Consider the following 20,380-nt stretch of genomic DNA (forward strand, 5'->3'; position numbering starts at 1 on the left):
GGCTTGTGGCTACCACATGGCGTGAAGGGCAAGTTTGATGTCAGATTATAATTGTCAAAAAAACCCTAATTCTCTCGGATTGTCACCGTGGGCCCGCCAAGCCACAATTCCTGCGCGTCGGCGACACATTTGTCTGCAGCCTTCTGGCTAAAAAAGCAACAACACCAAGCCGGTTGCAGATATAGTTGGCACTTTTTTGTGTAAAACCAGCGCGGGCCGGATAAACTCTTTCCTGCAATTAATTAATATTTACCCCACCTCCCCGACTTGTGTAACCACCGTAGAAAGTTGCTGATCTCGCTGCCGGCCCTGTATGCCGTGACGGCGTACGGGTACGTGGCGGCGGCCGGGCCGGAAGCGCTGGCTGTCGTGTACCCGGACATCGGCCAGCCATACCGCAAGGTATTCACTGAAATCATCGAGGGTATCGAGGAGCAGGCGCGCGCGCGCGTCAAAGGCTATCCCGTGGCGTCCAGTGCGGATTTCAGCGAATTGCAGGCCACGTTGAAGAAAAACGGCGGCAAAGTGGTGATTGCCCTCGGGCGCCAGGGCTTGCAGGCGGCCGCCGCGTTCGATCCCTCGGTGAGCGTGGTGGTGGGCGGGGTCAGTTCCGTGCCCGATGCGGACAGGATGCGGGGCATCAGCCTGACGCCGGACCCCGCGCTGCTGTTTGCCCTGTTAAAAGGCCTGGTGCCGACGGTCAGGCGGGTGATCGTCGTCTACAGCCCCCAATACAGCCAAGCCATGCTGAAATCCGCCCGCGACGCGGCGCGCGGCCAGGGTCTGGAACTGGTGGCGCTGGAAGCAGCCGACCTGGCCGCCGCAGTACGCCGTTACGAAAGCGCGTTTGCCAGCGCTGACGGGCGCACCGATGCCCTGTGGCTGCCGCAAGATCCGGTGACGGTGGAAGACACCACGGTCATCCCGCTGGTCTTGAAGGAATCGTGGAACAAAAACGTTGCGATTTTTTCCAGCAGTGTGCTGCACGTGAAAAAAGGCGCGCTGTTTGCACTGATCCCCAATAATTTCGAGTTGGGCAAGGAACTGGCCAGCATGGCGCTGGGCATGCTCAACGGCGACGGCGGGCGCACCGGGGTTGCGCCACTACGCGCCGTGCGCACGGCGTTCAATACCCGTACCGCCGGTCACATTGGCATTAACGTTGCCAGCGGACAACAACGCACCTTCGACCTTGTCTTCCCGGAACCATAATGACGCGGTGGATACACAGATTGGGTTGCCCTGTGTAAATTAATGCCGTGTGGAAGTAAATTTCTTTCTAATAAGCCAAGTAACTAGCATATACTACTGGGTATGCTGGCCCATCGTTATTGTATGCAGGATATATGTCCGCTACCTGGGCCCCATCGGACAGTATAATGATTAATATGATAACGGATGTGGGCCGCCGGTTGCGTGCCTGCATCGCCTGTGTCCTGTCGCTGTCGCTGGCTGTGTCCCCCGCCGCGTCCGCACAAGGATTAAAACCCGCGATCGACTTGCCTGGCGCCGGCGCCGCAGCACGCAACAGCGTGGGCGCCATCATGGAGCGCATCGAGTCGGGCAATGCTTCGTCCGCCCCGCCTCCGATGCGGAGCGACTTCGTTCGTCCGGATTATGTCCGCCCCATCACGCTGGCGCAACTGGAAGACCAGTTGCGCCGGCCGGACGTCCAGGCATCGATCGGCAAGGGATCGATCGCCGTACTGTATCCAAACGTCGAAGCGCCATTCCGGGCCGCCTTCACCAGCATCATCCAGGGCATCGAAGAACGCACACGGCTGCGCGTGCGCAGCTATCCCGTTGACCCGAAAGTCGATACCGCGGAATTGAACGCCACCCTCAGGCACAACAATACCCGCGTGGTGATCGCGCTGGGCCGCCAGGGCCTGAATGCCACCAACGGGCTGGACCGTGAAATCACCGTACTGGCCGGCGGCGTGCTGTTGCTGTCGGATGCGGAAAACGTATCCGGGATCAGCCTGACGCCCGATCCCGCCCTGCTGTTTTCCCGCCTGCGCACCTTGCTGCCGGAATTGCGGCGTGTCATCGTCGTCTACGACCCGCAAAAAAGCGACTGGCTGATCCGCCTGGCGCGCGACGCGGCGCGCTCCCAGGGCCTGGAATTGCAAGCCCACGTGGCCACGGAGCTGGGCAAGGCCGCCCAGCTGTATCCGCAATTGTTTGCCAATGCCGACAGCCGGCGCGATGCGGTCTGGCTGCCGCACGACAGCACCACGGTGGAAGAAAGCATCATCCTGCCAATGGTGCTGCGCGAGTCGTGGAACAGCGGCGTACCGCTGTTTTCCAGCAACGTGCTGCACGTGAAAAAAGGCGCGCTGTTCGGCATGGGACCGAATAACCTGGAACTGGGACGGGCCCTGGCCAATTCCGCCATGGGCGTGATCAATGGCGACGGCAAGCGCCGTGGCCTGGTCCCGTTGCGGGATTTGCAGACCGCCATCAATTTGCGTACCGCTAACCACATGGGATTGAACTTGTCCCAGCAACATCGCTTCGATTATGTTTATCCGCAGCCCTGAATACGGTGATTATGTTTCGTAACTACTTGCGCCGCACCGGTTTCCGCCGCCAGCTGACTGTCATTGTCTCGACATCGATTCTCGGCCTGGCCCTGTTTTCCTCCCTGATGAACTCGTGGGAGGCGCGCGGCCGCATGCGCGACCACTTCACGGAACAGGGCCAGCGCATTGCCGACAACCTGGCGCGGCAGTCGACGCTCGCGCTGCTGTTCCATTCGGCGGAAAATGCGCGCGACGTGGTCAGCACCACGCTGGCCTTCCCGGACGTGACGGGCTTGCAGATCAGCGACGCCAAGCACCGCGTCCTGCTGTTGCAGGAACAGCACCGCGGCAGCAAGCTGGGCGAGATGCCCGGCGCGCAGGCCAGTCCGCAGCACGCCAGCCTGGTGGGCGAATCCAAGGATGCCTGGCTGTTTGCCGCGCCCGTGTTCGGCGGCCAGACCGAAGCTTCCCCGTTCGACATGCAGGAACAGCAGCCGCAATTGCTGGGCTACGTGCACGTGCAGGTCGGCAAGGATACGCTGGACCGACTGACCTGGTCGCTGTTGCTGGGCAACCTGGCGCTGACGCTGTCGTTTGCCGCAATCCTGCTGGGGCTGGTGCGGCTGGCGACACGCCACATGATCAATCCCCTCAACGCGCTGTCCGACCTGATGCGCCGCGCCGAAGCGGGCGAGTCCGGCATGCGCGCCGCGCCGGCCGGCCCGCGCGACCTGATCGACATGGCGCAAGCGTTCAACAAGATGATGAACGTGCTGGAGCAGCGCGAAGCGGAATTGAAGGAATCGCGCGACGCCGCCGTCAACATGGCGGAAATGAAGGCGCAATTCGCCGCCACCGTCAGCCACGAAGTACGCACGCCGCTGAACGGCGTGGTCGGCATGCTGGACATGCTGAAGGAAATGCGGCTGACCCAGCGCCAGCAGGAATGCGTCGACGTGGCGTGGAATTCGTCGCGCACGCTGATCGACCTGATCAACAACGTGCTGGACTTTTCCAAGATGGAAGCGGGCAAGCTGACCCTGGAAGAGACCGACTTCGACTTGCGCAAGCTGGTGGAAGAAGTGCTGGAACTGGTGGCCCGCCCGGCCCAGCAAAAGAGCCTGGAATTGTCGTACCACCTGGCCGAGGGCGTGCCGGAGCGCGTGACGGGCGATGCGCTGCGGCTGCGCCAGATTCTCATCAACCTGCTTGGCAACGCCGTGAAATTCACGGACAAGGGCGAAGTGTCGCTGCGCGTGGAATTGCTGGACGGCCAGCAGTTCGGCCTGCGCTTCATCGTACGCGATACCGGCATCGGCATGACGGCCGACGTGCAAAGCCATTTGTTCGAATCGTACGTGCAACCGGATCCGTCGACCACGCGCCGCTATGGCGGCACCGGCCTGGGCCTGGCGATCTGCCGCCAGCTGGTCGGCCTGATGAGTGGCGAAATCAGCGTCTCCAGTACGCCCGGCGCGGGCACCACGTTTGAATTCACCGCCCTGTGCCGGCCGTCAGCGACCCAGCTGACGCTCGACGCCGACCCGCTGCTGGCGCAGGTGCGCATCCTGGCCATCGATGCCAGCGCCACCGTGCGCGCCCTGCTGGGCCAGGTATTTACCCAGCATGCGATGCCGCACTTCCTCGCCGATGGCGGCAACAAGGCCATGACCGAGCTGAAAGCCGCAGCCGACGCGGGCCAGCCGTACCGCATCGTGATGATGGATGTGAACCTGGTGGATGAACACGGCATCGACATCGCCAACCGCATATCCGCCGCCGGCCTGGCGCCGCAATTGCTGCTGATGGACCGCCATGGCGGCGGCAACATGGCCGGCGCAGCCACCCACGCCACCGTGCCCAAGCCGCTGCGCGTCAGCCGCCTGCTGAACGCGCTGCACGAAATGCTGGCTGGCCGCGCACAGGAGCCGGAACTCACGCTCAAGCCTGCCCTGCCGGGCCAGGTGCCGACCCTGCCGGCGCCGTCGTCGCGCCAATTCCGTGTACTGGTGGCGGAAGACAACCGCACCAACCAGATGGTGGCCGCTGGCATGCTGGCCATGAACAATTGCGTCTGCGAATTCGCGTCAAACGGCCTGGAAGCCGTGGAAGCGGCCAAGCGTTCCCGCTTCGACATGATCCTGATGGATTGCAGCATGCCGGAAATGGATGGCTATGAAGCCACCGCCCATATCCGCACCCACGAGGAATCGCTGGGCATCCGCACGCCGCTGGTGGCGATGACGGCCAATACCCAGCGTGGCGATGCGGAAAAATGCATGGCGGCCGGCATGGACGATTACCTGGCCAAGCCGATCACGTTGCTGGAACTGCGCCACAAGCTGCACCGCTGGCTGCCCGGCCAGGGAGGCGCGTTGCCGATCCCGACGGAAACCCCGCAGGAACGCCACGGCGACAGCCCGCAGGGCAGCCCGCTGGACCGCGCCGTGTTCGACAAATTGCGCGAAATCCTGGGTACCGCGCTGCCGCACGCGGTGTCGCCTTTCCTGGAGGATTCGCCGGTCTACCTCAACGAACTGGAACAGGCGGTCTACGCCAACGATGCGGAAACCGCACGTGCCCGTGCCCACGCGCTGAAAGGATCGTCCGGCAACCTGGGTGCGACCGACCTGTCGGCGCTGGCGCAAAAAATTGAAGAGCTGGCCATCGCGCGCCGCCTCGACCAGGTGCCGCCGCTGCTCCCCGCGCTGCGCGCCGAATACAACCAGGTCGCCACCTTCCTCGATGCGGAAGTCAATGCGGGCGGCAACGACAGCCACACGCCGCAGGAAGAACTGGCGCAGGTGCTGGTGGTCGACGACGACCGCAGCACGCGCAGCACGTTGCGCTACACGCTGCAGCGCGACGGCTTCCAGGTGGAAGAAGCGTCCGATGGCGAAGAAGCGCTGGCCATGCTGAAACGCTTCCAGCCGGACGTGATCCTGATGGACGCCGTGATGCCGCACATGGATGGCTTCACGGCCTGCGCCCGCCTGCAGGAAATGCCGGGCGGCAGTTCGATTCCCGTGTTGATGATCACGGCGCTGCAAGACAATTCGTCGGTGGAACGCGCCTTTGCGGCCGGCGCTTCGGACTATATTCCGAAGCCGATCCACTACGCGGTGCTGTCGCAGCGCGTGCGCCGCATCATCGAAGCGAACCGCGCGGAAAAACGCATCCGCCACCTGGCGTACAACGATATCCTGACCGGCCTGCCGAACCGCACGCTGTTCTTCGAATTGCTGGGCCAAGGCATCGAACAGGCCAAGAGCAACGCCAACCTGCTGGCCGTGCTGTTCATGGACCTGGACCGCTTCAAGTACGTCAACGACAACCTGGGCCACGACGTCGGCGACCGCCTGCTGGTGGCCGTGGCGCAGCGCGTGCGCCACAGCGTGCGCAATGTCGACACGGTGGCGCGCCTGGGCGGCGACGAATTCACCGTGGTGCTGGGCGAACTGGACAGCCCGGCCGCCGCGGCCAGCGCGGCCCACAATATCTGCCGTGTGCTGTCGGCGCCGTTCCAGATCGATGGCCACGACATCTTTGTCACCAGCAGTGTCGGTATCGCCATGTACCCGCACGATGGCGACGACGTCGCCACCCTGGTCAAGCATGCGGACAGCGCGATGTACCGCGCCAAGAAAACCAATACCGGCTTCCAGTTCTACGAAGCGTCGATGGAACATTCGATTTCCGAGCACGTGCGCCTGGAAAGCGATTTGCGCCGCGCGCTGGAACAACAGCAGCTGGAAGTGTTCTACCAGCCGCAGGCCACGCTGGAAGATGGCCGCGTGATCGGCATGGAAGCGCTGGTGCGCTGGCGGCATCCGGTGCGCGGCATGGTGTCCCCGGCGGAATTCATCCCGCTGGCCGAGGAAACCGGCCTGATCATCCCGCTGGGCGACTGGGTGCTGCGCACCGCCTGCGCCCAGCTGAAAACCTGGATGATGCAGGGTCTGCCGCAGTTGCGCGTGGCGGTCAACCTGTCCGTGCGCCAGTTGCTGCAAAAAGATTTCACGGCGTCGGTCGAGACGGTGCTGGCCGACACCGGCCTGCCGCCGCACCTGCTGGAACTGGAAATCACGGAAAGCACGCTGATGGAAAACGCGCAGGATACGCTGACCGCCCTGCACCGCCTGCGCGCGCTGGGCGTGCGCCTGTCGATCGACGACTTCGGCACCGGCTATTCGTCGCTCTCGTACCTGAAGCGCTTCCCGGTCGACATCATCAAGATCGACCGCTCGTTCGTGCGCGACGTGCCGCAGGATTCCGACGATGCGGCCATCGTCACCGCCATTATCGCGCTGGCGCACAGCCTGCGCCTGGAAGTGGTGGCCGAGGGCGTGGAAACGGAAGCGCAGCTGCACTTCCTGAAAGCGCGCCGCTGCGATTTGCTGCAGGGATACCACCTGAGTCCGGCCGTGCCGCCGGACCAGTTTGCACAGCTGATACGGCAACGGGAAGCGGCGCTGACGCGCGACTGAGCCACCGGGCAGTGTCCGGCAAAGGAAATGCCGGCCACTGCGGCTCGCCAGGCCAGTCCGATCGGATTATTCGATCAACTTGTCCGCCAGCAATCGCGCATAGCGCCGCAAATCCGGCACGGCGGTCGCTTCCCAGTAATTCGCCTTGAGCCACGGTCCGATGTAATACATCACGTCCGACGCCCGCCCCGCAGCGTCGATCACCGCGCAATCGGTACCGATATCCAGTCCCAGGCCCAGGCTGTCCGTGCGGACCAGACCATCATCGAGCAGCTGGCTGACCAGCGCATTGCGCGCCTGCCGCGGATCGGCGCACGGCCCGGTGCAATTGATGACCCACGCCGCCAGTATGGTGGCGTCCCGCTCCGCCCCGCGCAATTGCACGGTGGCCGCGACGCCGGCCCCGCACTTGTCAAAACCACGCACGCGTCCCGCCACCGCGCGCACCACGCCGTCCTTCAGCGCCGCATCAAGCCGGTCAGCCACGGCGGGAGCCAGCCGGTGGCGATGGGTATCCCAATAGGGCTGCACATGGCGCAAAAACCGTTGACGTTCGCGCTCGGAATACGCCAGCCAGATGTCCGCCGTCACCGGGCGCAGCAACGCCATTCCTTCGCGCCAGTCGCGGCCTTCCGCCGCCAGTCGCAGAGCGTAGCGGCGAAAGCCGCGCAACTGCTCACGCACGGTCGACGCGTCACCCCAAATCATATCCGGCGTCTGGCCCGCCGAAGGCGCATGGCTGCCATGCCGGTGGTACTGCGGCAGCAAGCCGCGCCGCGACACGGCCGTGATCTGCCGCTGCGGATTACGGTTCAACAGCGTGATGGCCATGTCGACCGCGGTCAATCCCGTGCCCAGCAATAACACCGGATCGTCCGGGCCTATGCCGTTGACCCTGCTTTCATCCCATGGATCCCGCAGATAGCAGCCACTGTCATAAAACCCCATGTCGGCCACACGCACGTCCCGCGCGGCAAAGTGCCCCAGCGCCAGCACGACCTTATCCACCCGGCGAATCGCGCCCGATTCCAGGGTCGCCAGCGCGCCGCCCTGCTCCGGCGCCACGCGCGTCACCTGTTGATACAACCGCTCCAGTGTGGCGCCGGGGTGCGCTTGCAGCTCCGCCTGCGCCAACAACCATTCGAGATAGTCGCCGTACAACTTGCGGGAAACAAAGCTGCCGGAGTCGATCCCGGGCACGCGGGCGCGCGCGAATTCCAGGAAGTGGCCGGGAGCGTCATCGAACGCACTCATATTTCCAGCCGGTACATTTAACGTGTGGTCGGGACTTTGCGTGCCATACGCCATGCCGCGCGCCGCGTGACCGCTGCCGTTGGCAAGGATGACGTGGACCGGGCCGCCCGGCCGGCGTAGCAGGCGCACCGCTGTCACTGCGCCGGAAAAACCGCCGCCGACAATCAGGATTGTTTTCATTATTCCCTTTTCGCATATGGTTATTACTTTTACGAATTATAGCGTTGCAAACGGCGGAAAAACTTGGCTACTGGAACGCAGTTGCTACGGTATGATTTGAATACCCCCGCCCACACCTCTTAAAAATATGAAATCAAGCAATACCGTATGGCATCACGCAACGGTCACGCGCGCACGGCGCGAACAACTCAACGGGCATAAAGGCGTGCTGGTCTGGTTTACCGGCCTGTCCGGGTCCGGCAAATCCACGCTGGCGCACGCGGTAGAAGAACGGTTGCACCAGGCAGGCTGCCATACATTCGTGCTCGATGGCGACAACGTGCGCCACGGCCTGTGCGCCGACCTGGGCTTTTCCGACGTGGCGCGCAAGGAAAACATCCGGCGTATCGGTGAAGCGGCGAAGTTGTTTGTCGAGACCGGCGTTATCGTGCTGACCGCGTTCATTTCTCCGTTCGAAGCGGACCGGGAACGCGTGCGCAAGCTGGCAGGCAACGACGATTTCATTGAAATCTATTGCCGCTGCCCCGTGGAAGTGTGCGAGAGCCGTGACGTGAAAGGTTTGTACAAGCGCGCGCGGGCCGGTGAAATTGCCCATTTCACGGGGATTTCGTCACCGTATGAACCACCACGCGCGCCGGAACTGGAGCTGGAAACGTCCGTGTTGTCGCTGGAGGCATCCGTCGATTCGGTGCTGGCGCTGCTCCGGTCCCGCAAAGTGATCGGTTCGCTGGGACCTGCGGCATGAACGTCACCACCGAACTGCTTGACACCCTGTGCGCGATTGCCGGCGAAGCCGGGCACGCCATCATGGAAGTCTATGAGGGCGACATCGCCGTCATCGACAAGGCCGACCAGTCGCCACTGACCGTGGCCGACATGCGGGCCGACGCCATCATCCGGGCGCGCCTGGAGGCTGCCTTCCCCGGCATCTACATCCTGTCGGAAGAATCGCGCTCGCCGGAACAGGCCGGCGCGGACCACGCGCCGTTCTTCCTGGTCGATCCGCTCGATGGCACCAAGGAATTCGTCAAGCGCAATGGCGAATTCACCGTCAATATCGCGCTGATCGCCGATGGCGTCCCCGTTGCCGGGGTTGTCTACGCGCCGGCGCTGTCGACACTGTATTACGGCGGCGCGGGGCTGGGCGCGTGGTGCCGCGACGCCGGCGGACTGCGCCCGTTGCAGGCGGTGCGGTGGGACCCGTCCACGCCGCTGCAAGTGATCGGCAGCCGTTCGCATGGCGCGGAAGAATTGAATGCCTGGCTGCAAAAGCTGCCGTGCGCCCATGAATTCGTCGCGGCAGGCAGTTCGCTGAAGTTTTGCCGGATTGCCGAAGGCGCCGCGCACGCCTATCCCCGGTTCGGCCTGACCAGCCAGTGGGATACGGCGGCCGCCCATTGTGTTTTGAACAATGCCGGCGGCGCCGTGCTGGCGCTGGATGGGCAACCGCTGCGCTATGGCATGGGGCTGCCGATCCTCAACAGCCATTTTCTGGCCTGCCATGCCGCCGATGCCAACTGGCTGCTGAATCTGCCCTGACCGGCCCGCGCCGGCGCCAACAACAATCCCGCTGCGGCGGGATTTTTTATTGCCCGGAGATTATCACTGCGGCGTATCCCAGCTATCACTGGAACAGATGTCCCAACTGATTCGTTTATACCATCATAAAAGTCGTAAGCTATTGATTTATTTCTAGAAATCAATTTCCATTGCGCAATAGAATATTTTCACTAATTCTCACAAATTGTCACAACTTGCCTCAAATTTAGGCTATTATTTCGCGCTGCAACATTCATTACTCTAAAACAATCAATGTTGCACATATGCCATACAATTTGAGGAGCTTTGCATGTTAGAGAACGCCGAGTTTTTGCAGCACGAGCAGTCCCTTCGAACCGGCAGGCAGCCAGCGGTTGCCGCAACCGACACTTCAGAAATGTCCATGGACATGGCCGACCTGCTGGTCGCCTACCTGGAACAGCTGCAAATCGACTTCGTGTTCGGCGTGCCTGGCGGCGCAATCGAACCCCTGTATGACGCCATCGCCCGCAACCAGCGCCGTGGCGGCAACCTCACCCACATTCTCGCGCGCCACGAAGCCGGCGCAGCTTTCATGGCGGACGGCTATGCCCGTGAAACCGGCAAGATTGGCGTCTGCATTTCCACTTCCGGTCCCGGCGCCACCAACATGCTGACCGCGGTCGCCACCGCCTATGGCAACAACGTGCCAATGCTGGTGATCACGGGCCAGCCGGCCTTGCCATCGTTCGGCAAGCATACGCTGCAGGAATCGGCCTGCACCGGCATCGACGTGCTGGGCATGTTCCGTCACTGCACCCGCTACAACTCGCTGGTCTCGCATCCGCAACAGCTCGAGTGGAAATTGATCACCGCGCTCCAGCACGCCACGCGTGCCCCGGTCGGTCCCGTGCACCTGTCGGTGCCGGTCGACGTGTTCCGCGCCCCCAGCACGCACCGCAAGCCCAATTACGACATGACCGCACTGCTGCGCCCGGCCTCGCTGATTGACAGCGGCGCAATCGAGACGCTGCGGGGCATGCTGGCCAATGCCCGCAATGTCGTGATCCTGGCCGGCGGCGGCTGCGGGGACTCGATTCATTCGATTCTGCAGTTTGCACAGTTGAAAGGCGCGACCTTTGTCACCACGCCAGACGGCAAGGGCCTGGTCAGTCCGCAGCACCCGCTCTACCGGGGCGTGTTCGGCTTTGGCGGCCACAACTCGGCCGAAGCGGCGCTGAACGATCCGTCCGTGGACCTGATCCTGGCGGTCGGCACCAGCATGGGCGAATGGAATACCGGCGGCTGGAATTCCAGCCTGCTCAACGACCGCCTGGTGCACATCGACGAGTCGGAAGAACACCTGGCCCGTACGCCAATGGCGCGCTACCACCTGCGCGGCAGCCTGCGCGCCATCTTCGATCGCTTGGTCGAGCGCATGCACGAACTGGGGCAGCATACCGACCCGGTGGTCGAGCGCCGCCGCGCGGGCGTCAAAGCTGCCGCCATGAAGTGGAAGCCCGCCGACATGCTCGATGCGCCAGAGGCCTTCACCAGCGATGCGGTACCGATCAAGCCGCAACGCCTGATGAAAGAACTGGGGGAGATGTTCCCGCGCAGCACCCGCTTCCTGGCAGACACCGGCAACAGCATGGCGTGGGCCACGCATTACCTACAGGCGCGCGACCGCCGCATGGGCGAACGCCGCTTCGGCGGCGGCGACCGTCCGCGCGACCTCGGCAAGCGCCAGAGCACCGGCGGCTGGCTGCGCCTGATCACGCACTTCGCCCCGATGGGCTGGGCCATCGGCGCCGCCATCGGCACCGCGGCCGGCAACCCGGACGCGCCCGTCGTGTGCATCACCGGCGACGGCGCCATGCTGATGAGCGGCCAGGAATTGTCGGTCGCCGTAGCTGAGCAGCAATGCGTGATTTTCGTCGTGCTGAACGACGCCGCGCTCGGCATGATCAAGCACGGCCAGCGTCTGGCCGGCGCCGAACGCATCGGCTACGACATGCCGCGCACGGATTTCGCCGCCATCTCGCGTGCCCAAGGTGGCCGTGGCTATACAATCCGTTCGGCGGCCGATTTGCAGGCGCTGGACATCAAGTCCATTTGCAACTATCCGGGTCCGACCCTGCTGGATGTCTATATCGATCCGGAAGAAGTTCCGCCGATGAGCAGTCGCATGCGCGTGCTGATGGACGGGGTTTGAAGCATGAGCGACAACTTCAGCGAGGTGATCAGCACTGCCATCTGGCACGAGCAAGCCGAGCCGGACAATCCGTTCGCGGCAGCCGTGGCGCGTTGCCACGGTTACGACGTGTACGGACAATTGATCGCCAAAGCCGGGTACATCGAATACCTGTACCTGCTGTTAAAAGGCGAGCGCCCTGATGCCGCCGCCACGTCTGCGTTGAACATACTGGCAGTGGCACTGGCCAACCCGGGCCCGCGCGACCCGTCCGTGCATGCTGCCATGGCGGCAGGTGCTACTGGTGCACCCGCAGCCTCGGCACTGATGGCCGCGATCGCTGCTGGCGCCGGCAGCGCTGGCGGCGCGCGCGAAGTGCTGCTGGCCATGCAAACCTTCTCTGATTGCGGCACAGACCTCGCGGCGTGGCAGGCTCGCATCGCCGCACCGGCCGAGACGCGGCCCAAGTACTGGCCGCAACTTGAACACGTGCCTGGTTTCGATCCCCACGGTGTACGCTGCGCCACCCCGGTACTGCAACTTTTGGTGGCACTTCAATCCGCATTGCCGAACGGCAGCACCGCCTGGCTCGCGCGTAATCGCGCCCTGCTTGAACAAGCCGCAGGTATCCCGTTGGCGCAGAACGGCGTCGTCGCTGCTGCGCTTACCGATCTCGGACTGAGCGGCGACGAAGCTGAAATGTTGACCCTGCTGTTGCGCTTGCCCGGTGCCGCAGTTCATTCGCTGGAGCAAAAGCAGCGAGGCTACCGCCAGTTCCCATTCCTGGAACTGGCGCTGGAAAATGATCCCGGAAAGGCGCAGGCATGAGCTTATTGCTGGAACAATTCGAAGGACCGCTGCGCACCCGCGCCGGCCAGGTTTTCCCCGGCGAACGCGCGGTTTTTGGTGGACTGGACTTGCACCAGGCCTTTACGCACGCCCCGTGGCTCGAAGTCTACTTGTACGGAATCAGTGGCAAACGCCTGTCCCAAGCCCAGATTAATGTGCTGCAGAGCATGTGGGTATACACCAGCTACCCGGACGCCCGCCTTTGGTGCAATCGTATCGGAGCACTGACCGGGAGCACCCGCGGCACCGGCGCCCAGGCGCTGGCGGCGGGCATCGTGGCGTCCGAGGCGGCACTGTACGGGTTTGGCCCGGAAACTGCGATTGCCGACTTCCTGGTGCGCGCCATGGAAGCGACCCGCAACGGCGCCGATCTCGACGAACTGGTGCGCACCGAGCTGGCGCAGCAGCGTCACCTGATGGGCTTCGGCCGCCCGGTTGCGGCAGCCTTTGTCGACGAGCGCATCCCCGTGACGATGGCCAAGCTCGGGCATGAAGGCATTGCTGTGGGGCCGTACGTCAAACTGGCGTTCGAAGTCGAAGCTGCGCTGGCCCGGGTCACCGGCAAGCGCCTGCCCATGACGTACGCCACCATGCTCGTGGCCGTTCCGCTCGACTTCGGCCTGACCGCGCGCGAAGCATATCTGTATCTGCTGCCCTCGTTTGTAGCCGGCATGCTGCCATGTTACGTCGAAGCGCTCGAGCGACCGCCCGGTGCAACGTTCGTGCAACGCTGCGAAAGCGTCGCCTATGACGGCGCAGCCCCGCGCGACTGGGCATAACGCACTCTGGCCTGCGCCTACCCCACAATTAATTTTTAGAACCGCTTATATGGACACCAAGCCAAGTACCTTCTATCACCCTCAGCAAGTCAAAGACATCAATGCCGCCGAATCCGGCGTGCAAAATTCCGATCTGACGCCAGAGGCGCTGATGGCTGCCGCGCGCGCCGAGACCGGCCTCGAACGCTTTGGCGACGAATGTTTCCTGCCGGGCCTGCAGGCGCTCTGTGAATCCCTGGTCAATGACGCGCCACTCAATGCCTTCGGACGCTTGCACATGCAACAAAACGCCATCGGTTTCCTGAAAAACCGCCTGCTGGCAAACGCCTGTTTTGAGGCGCATCCGGAAATCCTGGAACGCAAGCTTGTCGCTCCCGTCATCATCGTTGGTCCGCACCGATCCGGCACGACGCGCATGCAGCGCATGATGTCGGCAGACCCGCAGCTGTCGCATCTGCGTACCTGGGAAGGCTTCAATTTCGGCCCCCGTCCTGAATTGCCGAATCTGGGCGCCGCAGAACGCCGCGAAGAAGTCAAAGGTTTCCTGACCGCCGTGGATGCGCTGTATCCGGGGGCATTGGTTGGCCATCCGATGGACGCCGACTGGGCGGAAGAAGAACTTCACCTGCTCGACAGTTCGTGGTGCGGCTTCTCCCCGCTGGGATTATACAGTGGCATCGACAGTTATTACCAATGGTTCATGAACAGCGACAAGACTGCCGCCTATGAATACATGGCCAAGCTGTTAAAATTGATTTCATGGTCGCGCGGCGAACCGGAACACAAACGCTGGGTACTCAAAAACCCACAACACATGCTGAATCTCGACGTGCTGTTAAAAGTATTCCCTGACGCGAAAATCGTATTCACCCATCGCGATCCGCTCAAGACCGTGGCATCCGTGATGTCGCTGATGTGGCACTTTGCGGTCCAGCATACGAATGACAATTGCCGCGCGCCAGTGCGCGACCTGTGGCTTGACTTCTGCGAACAGGCGGCGCGCCGTTGCATCGACGCCCGAACGCACATCGCCGCCGACCAGCAATTGGATGTGTATTACGAGGAAATGAACGCCGACTGGCGTGCCGCCATGCGCCGCGTGTACGAGTTCGCCGGCCTCGAATGGAATGCGCACACCGAACAGGCGATGGACAGCTGGTTGACTCAGAGCGAAAAAGAAAATCACCACGGTGGCCACCGCTATTCGCTGAGCGATTTTGGCTTGACTGAGCAGCAAGTCGACGCACGGATGATGTTTGCGCGTGAACGCTACAAGATACCGTATGAACGCAAAACCGCCTCCCTGCCTCTGGCTGCGTAGGAGGAAGGGGACAAGGATGTTGTTTTGACACAGTTTCCCCTATGCATCAACATCCTTGTATGCGAGAATCCATGAGCCTCCCCTGCGGGAGCAATGTCCCTTCGTGCCGGCTAAAGCATAAAAATAGGAGCAGCTCTATGCGATTCTCACGTTACGTCCCCTTCCTTGTCGCCTCCGCGCTTTCCCTGCAGTCCGGTCTCGCGTGCGCAGGGGATCCAAACGATGAAGAAGAGCTGGCACTGATCTACGGCGATAAGACGTCGGTCAGTATCGCCACAGGCAGCGCGCAATCGCTGCGCCGCGCGCCAGCCGTAGCCACCGTCATCACGGCCGAAGATATCGCGATCATGCGCGCGACAGACCTGGACCAAGTCCTGGAAACTGTCCCGGGACTGCATGTCTCACGCGCTGCCATTGATTACGAGCCGCTTTACACAATGCGCGGCATCTACTCGGCAAGCAATCCTCAAATCCTGATGCTTCTGAACGGCATGCCAATGACCACCTTGCTGACCGGCAGCCGCGGAACCGCGTGGGCCGGTTATCCGGTCGAACATATAGCACGTATCGAAGTCATTCGCGGCCCCGGTTCAGCCCTGTACGGTGCGGACGCATACAGTGGTGTCATTAACATCATTACCAAAGGTCCTGCGAACGCAACCGGTACGCACATCGGCGTTGGCGGCGGCTCCTTCAAAACACGCGATGCATGGGTCCAGCACACCGGGAAGCTTGGTCCGCTTGACCTCGCAGCCTATTTACGTATCGGCGACACCGACGGACAGCGGTCGGTCATCACCGCCGATGCGCAGACCGCACGGGACAAGATATTCGGGACCCACGCTTCGCTGGCCCCCGGGCCGGTCAATACCGGCTACGAGTCCAGAGATGCCAACCTCGAACTGTCGTACGATAAGTGGCGGCTCCGCGGCGGTTACGTCCTGCGTGACAATATTGGTACTGGCGCGGGCGTCGCATCGGCCCTTGACCCTGTCGGCAAGCTGAAAAGCGAGCGCACCTCATTGGATTTATCGTGGACCGCGCCCCTGTTCACGTCGGATTGGGGCGTCGGCTTCGACGTCAGCGCCATGGAGTACAAACAGCGCATCCCGGAACATCTGCGTTTATCGCCTCCTGGCACACGCTTCCCAACCGGGCTGTTCCCCGACGGCTTCATCGGCCATCCGGATACGTCGGAGCGGCAAATACGCACGTCGGTATTTGCCACGTATAACGGGTTCGAGTCGCACAAATTGCGCTTCGGCGCCGGTCACGACAACCTGAACATGTATCACGTCGCGACCATTAAGAATTACCTGTTTAACGCTGCGGGTGTGCCGGTTCCGGCCGGTCCGGTCGCCGACTATTCGACCATCCAGCCGTTCCTGCTGCCGCATCGCCGCAAGATCAGCTACTACAATATCCAGGACGAAGTGCAGTTGGCCCGGGACTGGGCACTCACCGCGGGCGTGCGGCATGACCGTTATTCTGATTTCGGCACGACGACCAATCCGCGCATGGCGCTGGTGTGGGACGCCGCGCTGGACGTCACGGCCAAACTCCTGTACGGCCGCGCGTTCCGGGCGCCTTCATTCAATGAATCGTATGGCATTAATAATCCGGTACAACGGGGCAATCCTGATCTGCGCCCGGAGACTATCGGAACCCTTGAAGCGGCCGTTTCGTGGCAGGTACGCAAGGATATGCAGGTCAACGTCAACCTGTTCAGGACGAGGCTAAACGACCTGATCCGCGCGGTGGCGAATGCCAACGGCGCCACGTTCCAGAACATTGGCAACCAGAACGGCAAAGGCGGGGAACTGGAGGTGGCATGGGACGCCAGCCGCACCCTGCGCATTTCGGGCAACTACGGTTATCAGCGCAGTACCGATCCTGCCACCGGAAAGGATACCGGCTATGCGCCGCACCAGCACCTCAATGGCCGACTCGACTGGCAGGCACATGGTTATGGTGTCGTCAGCGCACAAATCAATCACGTAGCCGACCGCCGCCGCGCAGCAGGCGACCCCCGGCCGAAAGTGCCGGACTACACGACCTTTGACCTATCGCTCAGCACCGACCGTGGCCTCGGAAATTGGGATATCTCGATAGCCCTCCGCAATCTTTTCAACGCCGACGTACGTGAGCCTAGCCTGGCGCCGGGTACTGCGATCCCCAACGATTTGCCAATGGCGCCGCGTAGCATTTACCTGCGCGCCACTTATCAGCTGTGAGAAAGTAGACATGAATAAACTGGAAGGCAAGATTGCTCTTATTACCGGCGGCACTAGCGGCATCGGCCTGGCCACTGCCCGCCTGTTCCGCGAACAAGGCGCTCAACTGGTGCTGACCGGCCGCGACGCAGGCCGGATCGCCGCCACGGCCGCGGAATTCGGCGAGCACGCGTTGGTGCTGCGCAGCGAAGCAGGCAATCTGGCCGATATCGATGCGCTGGTCGCGCAAACCAAGGCGCGCTATGGCCGTCTGGACGTCCTGTTCCTGAACGCTGCCGTCACGAATCCCGCGCCAATCGGCCACGTAACCGAAGCCATGTTTGACGAAGTGTTCAATGTGAACGTCAAGGGTGAATTTTTCACAATCCAAAAAGCGCTGCCATTGATGGGCGAAGGCGGTGCGATTGTCGTCACGACCTCGATCACCAACCGCACCGGCTCGCCGAACTTCCCGATTTACGGCGCCAGCAAGGCGGCGCTGCGCTCGCTGGTGCAATCGCTGTCGCTGGCACTGATCCCGCAAGGCATCCGCATCAATTCGATATGCCCCGGCCCGGTCGACACCGGCGGCTTCCAGCGCCTGCCGCTGCCGCCGGAAGTGCACAGCGCCGTCAAGGCCGACATCAGCGGACGTTCGCCCATCAAGCGTTTCGCCACCCCGGAAGAAATCGCCAAGGTCGCGCTGTTCCTGGCCAGCGACGATTCAGCCTACGTGGTCGGCGAGGAAATCGTCGTTGACGGCGGCATCACCCACGTCTGCCTGCCATAATAGTTGACTAAAAAGCACGCATCCGTATCATTTCGACTACACCCATCCGGCCTGCACCAATGATAATTTAACAATTTCCAGTAAGCAGTGTTGCCAACCGTGTTACATTGGCTCCACTGTTTTTGGAGATGGTTTTGAAGTCAGCGCCACATTGCCTCGCGGCCCTGCTGGTCTTGCCGATGGCAATGGCGGCAGCGGAACCAGCCGCGGATGAAGAAGATTTGACCTTGTTGTATGGCGAAGCCGCGCAAGTCAGCATTGCCACCGGTAACTTGCAAATCCTGCGCCGCGCCCCGGCCATCGCTTCCGTCATCACGGCAGCCGAGATTGCCGCCATGGGCGCAACCGACCTCGACCAGGTGCTGGAAACCGTCGCCGGCATCCACATCGGCCGCAGCGCCAACAGTTACGCGCCGCTGTATATCGTGCGCGGCGTCTACAGCCAGCAATTGCCGCAAGTGCTCGTCATGCAAAACGGCGTGCCCGTCACCACCCTGTTCCAAAGCAATAAGGGCAATTTATGGGGAACGTTCGCCGTCGAATCCATATCCCGCATTGAAGTCATTCGCGGCCCCGGTTCAGCGCTGTACGGTTCCGACGCCTTTGCCGGCGTCATCAACATCATTACCAAAGGTCCGGGCGAAGCGCCCGGCACTGAAGTCGGCGTGCGCGCCGGTTCGTTAGCCACCCGCGATGCGTGGCTGCAGCATGATGGCCAGTGGGGCCCTGCCGGCATTGCCTTCTATCTTCACAGCGGTTCCACGGGTGGCATCCGCAAGACCATCGCTGCCGACGCGCAAACCCGCAACGATACCCTGTTCGGCACCCGCGCCAGCCTGGCGCCGGGCGCCGTCAACGCGGGCAGCGACGCGTTCGATGCCAATCTCGACCTGGTGTATGGCCGCTGGCGCGCCCGCGCCAATGTGAAATTGCGTGACCACGTGCAAAGCGGCGCCGGCATTGCGTCGGCGCTGGATCCGGCCGGCAATGGCAGGAGCACGCGCGTGATCGGCAACCTGGCCTGGGCCGAACCGCACCTGGCCCCCGGCTGGGGCGTGGGTTTCGCCGTCAACAGCCAGCAATATGCGCAGGAAGTGGCGTCGCCCTACGTCCTGTTGCCGGCCGGTGCGCGGCTGCCCACCGGCGTGTTCGCGAACGGCATGGTGGGTGCGCCAGAGACGTGGGAACGCAACGTGCGCGTGTCCGCCTTTGCCGACTACAGCGGGATGGCGGGCCACCAGGTCCGTATCGGCGGAGGGCATGACGACTTGCACCTGTACCGCACCACCGAATGGCGCAATTTCACATATGCCGCCAACGGCACGCCGATCCCGCTGCCGGGGCTGGCCGATTACGGTCCAATCGACCCCTTCCTGCGGCCACAGCGCCGGCGTATCGATTACCTGTATGTGCAGGACGAATGGCGCATGGCGCAGGACTGGAACCTGACGGCGGGCGTACGCCACGATAAATATTCGGACTTCGGCGGCACCACCAACCCGCGCATCGCGATGGTGTGGGACGCATCCTTCGACGTGACGGCAAAACTGCTGTACGGCCGCGCGTTCCGGGCACCGTCGTTCAATGAAGCCTACGGCGCTTCCAACCCCGTCACCACCGGCAATCCGGATTTACAGCCTGAAACCAACGGCACGCTGGAAGCTGCGCTGTCCTGGCAGGCGGCGACGGACGTGCAATTGAACGCCACGCTGTACCGCTATTCCATGGGCAATATCATCCGGCTGGTCCCGCGTCCCGTGGCCGGCACGGGCCAGTTATACCGGAACACCGGCAACCAGACCGGCCATGGCATCGAGCTGGAATCGGCATGGCTGGTGCGCAGCGGACTGCGCGTGAAGGGCAACTATGCGTGGCAGCGTTCCATTGACCAGGCGACAGGTAAAGACGCGGGCTATGCGCCGCGCCATCATCTGTCGGGCAGGGCCGACTGGCAATGGACACCCGCTTATATGCTGAGCCCGCAGGTGAACTGCGTGGCCGGCCGCCAGCGTCCGGCCGGCGACGTGCGTACCCCGGTCGCCAATTACTGCACGGTGGACCTGGCGCTGTCGGCGCGGCCGGGCACCAACGGCTGGCTTGCGGCGCTCGCGGTGCGCAACCTGTTCAATGCCGATGTACGTGAACCGAGCTTTGCTCCGGGCCTGCAAATCCCCAATGACTTGCCGATGGCGCCGCGCGCCTTGACCCTGTCCCTCTCCCGCAAACTGTAGAGGATCGTTGCGCAGTTGCCACAAAACAACTTGCTAGTT

13 protein-coding genes are annotated in these 20,380 nt (G+C 62.6%); 12 read left to right on the forward strand and 1 reads right to left on the reverse strand.

The window, feature by feature from the left end:
* Positions 1–288 precede the first annotated feature (288 nt).
* From GJ700_RS18105 to GJ700_RS18115, 3 genes are all read left to right on the forward strand, one after another.
* Positions 289–1,212: an ABC transporter substrate-binding protein gene (locus GJ700_RS18105; protein WP_154376399.1), complete on the forward strand. Its 924-nt coding sequence runs from the start codon at positions 289–291 to the stop codon at positions 1,210–1,212.
* A gap of 167 nt (positions 1,213–1,379) precedes the next feature.
* Positions 1,380–2,543, forward strand: coding sequence for an ABC transporter substrate-binding protein (locus tag GJ700_RS18110; RefSeq protein ID WP_229507084.1), 1,164 nt, complete (start codon positions 1,380–1,382; stop codon positions 2,541–2,543).
* Between the two features lie 11 nt (positions 2,544–2,554).
* Positions 2,555–7,012, forward strand: coding sequence for an EAL domain-containing protein (locus GJ700_RS18115; RefSeq protein ID WP_154376403.1), 4,458 nt, complete (start codon positions 2,555–2,557; stop codon positions 7,010–7,012).
* 66 nt (positions 7,013–7,078) lie between these two features.
* On the opposite strand, the gene GJ700_RS18120 is transcribed toward GJ700_RS18115, so the two are convergent.
* On the reverse strand, positions 7,079–8,446 hold the full coding sequence (locus GJ700_RS18120) for an FAD/NAD(P)-binding protein (protein WP_154376405.1): 1,368 nt from the start codon (positions 8,444–8,446) through the stop codon (positions 7,079–7,081).
* Between the two features lie 127 nt (positions 8,447–8,573).
* Between GJ700_RS18120 and cysC the strand changes: the two genes are divergently transcribed.
* The 9 genes from cysC to GJ700_RS18165 all read left to right on the forward strand — a co-directional run bounded on the left by cysC (position 8,574) and on the right by GJ700_RS18165 (position 20,341).
* Positions 8,574–9,191, forward strand: a complete 618-nt coding sequence (gene cysC / locus GJ700_RS18125; RefSeq protein ID WP_154376407.1) for an adenylyl-sulfate kinase — start codon at positions 8,574–8,576, stop codon at positions 9,189–9,191.
* Positions 9,188–9,985 (forward strand): 3'(2'),5'-bisphosphate nucleotidase CysQ, encoded by a 798-nt coding sequence (gene cysQ / locus GJ700_RS18130; RefSeq protein WP_154376409.1) that lies wholly within the window; start codon positions 9,188–9,190, stop codon positions 9,983–9,985. The genes cysC and cysQ overlap by 4 nt, the downstream gene beginning before the upstream one ends.
* A gap of 403 nt (positions 9,986–10,388) precedes the next feature.
* Entirely contained in the window at positions 10,389–12,179 is a 1,791-nt protein-coding gene (locus GJ700_RS18135) for a thiamine pyrophosphate-binding protein (protein WP_229507085.1), read from the forward strand.
* Positions 12,180–12,182: 3 nt separating this feature from the next.
* Positions 12,183–12,986, forward strand: coding sequence for a citrate/2-methylcitrate synthase (locus GJ700_RS18140; RefSeq protein ID WP_154376411.1), 804 nt, complete (start codon positions 12,183–12,185; stop codon positions 12,984–12,986).
* Positions 12,983–13,786 (forward strand): citrate synthase family protein, encoded by an 804-nt coding sequence (locus GJ700_RS18145; RefSeq protein ID WP_154376412.1) that lies wholly within the window; start codon positions 12,983–12,985, stop codon positions 13,784–13,786. The genes GJ700_RS18140 and GJ700_RS18145 overlap by 4 nt, the downstream gene beginning before the upstream one ends.
* A gap of 49 nt (positions 13,787–13,835) precedes the next feature.
* Positions 13,836–15,107, forward strand: a complete 1,272-nt coding sequence (locus GJ700_RS18150; RefSeq protein WP_195763930.1) for a sulfotransferase family protein — start codon at positions 13,836–13,838, stop codon at positions 15,105–15,107.
* A 137-nt stretch (positions 15,108–15,244) separates the two neighbouring features.
* Positions 15,245–17,341, forward strand: a complete 2,097-nt coding sequence (locus GJ700_RS18155) for a TonB-dependent receptor plug domain-containing protein (RefSeq protein ID WP_195763931.1) — start codon at positions 15,245–15,247, stop codon at positions 17,339–17,341.
* A 10-nt stretch (positions 17,342–17,351) separates the two neighbouring features.
* A complete protein-coding gene (locus tag GJ700_RS18160) occupies positions 17,352–18,110 on the forward strand; it encodes an SDR family oxidoreductase (RefSeq protein WP_154376418.1) in 759 nt (252 codons plus the stop codon).
* A 128-nt stretch (positions 18,111–18,238) separates the two neighbouring features.
* Positions 18,239–20,341, forward strand: a complete 2,103-nt coding sequence (locus tag GJ700_RS18165) for a TonB-dependent receptor plug domain-containing protein (protein ID WP_154376420.1) — start codon at positions 18,239–18,241, stop codon at positions 20,339–20,341.
* The last annotated feature ends 39 nt before the right edge of the window (positions 20,342–20,380 follow it).

The sequence above is a fragment of the Pseudoduganella rivuli genome (assembly GCF_009674485.1).
In the GTDB taxonomy this organism is placed as follows: domain Bacteria; phylum Pseudomonadota; class Gammaproteobacteria; order Burkholderiales; family Burkholderiaceae_D; genus Rugamonas; species Rugamonas rivuli_B.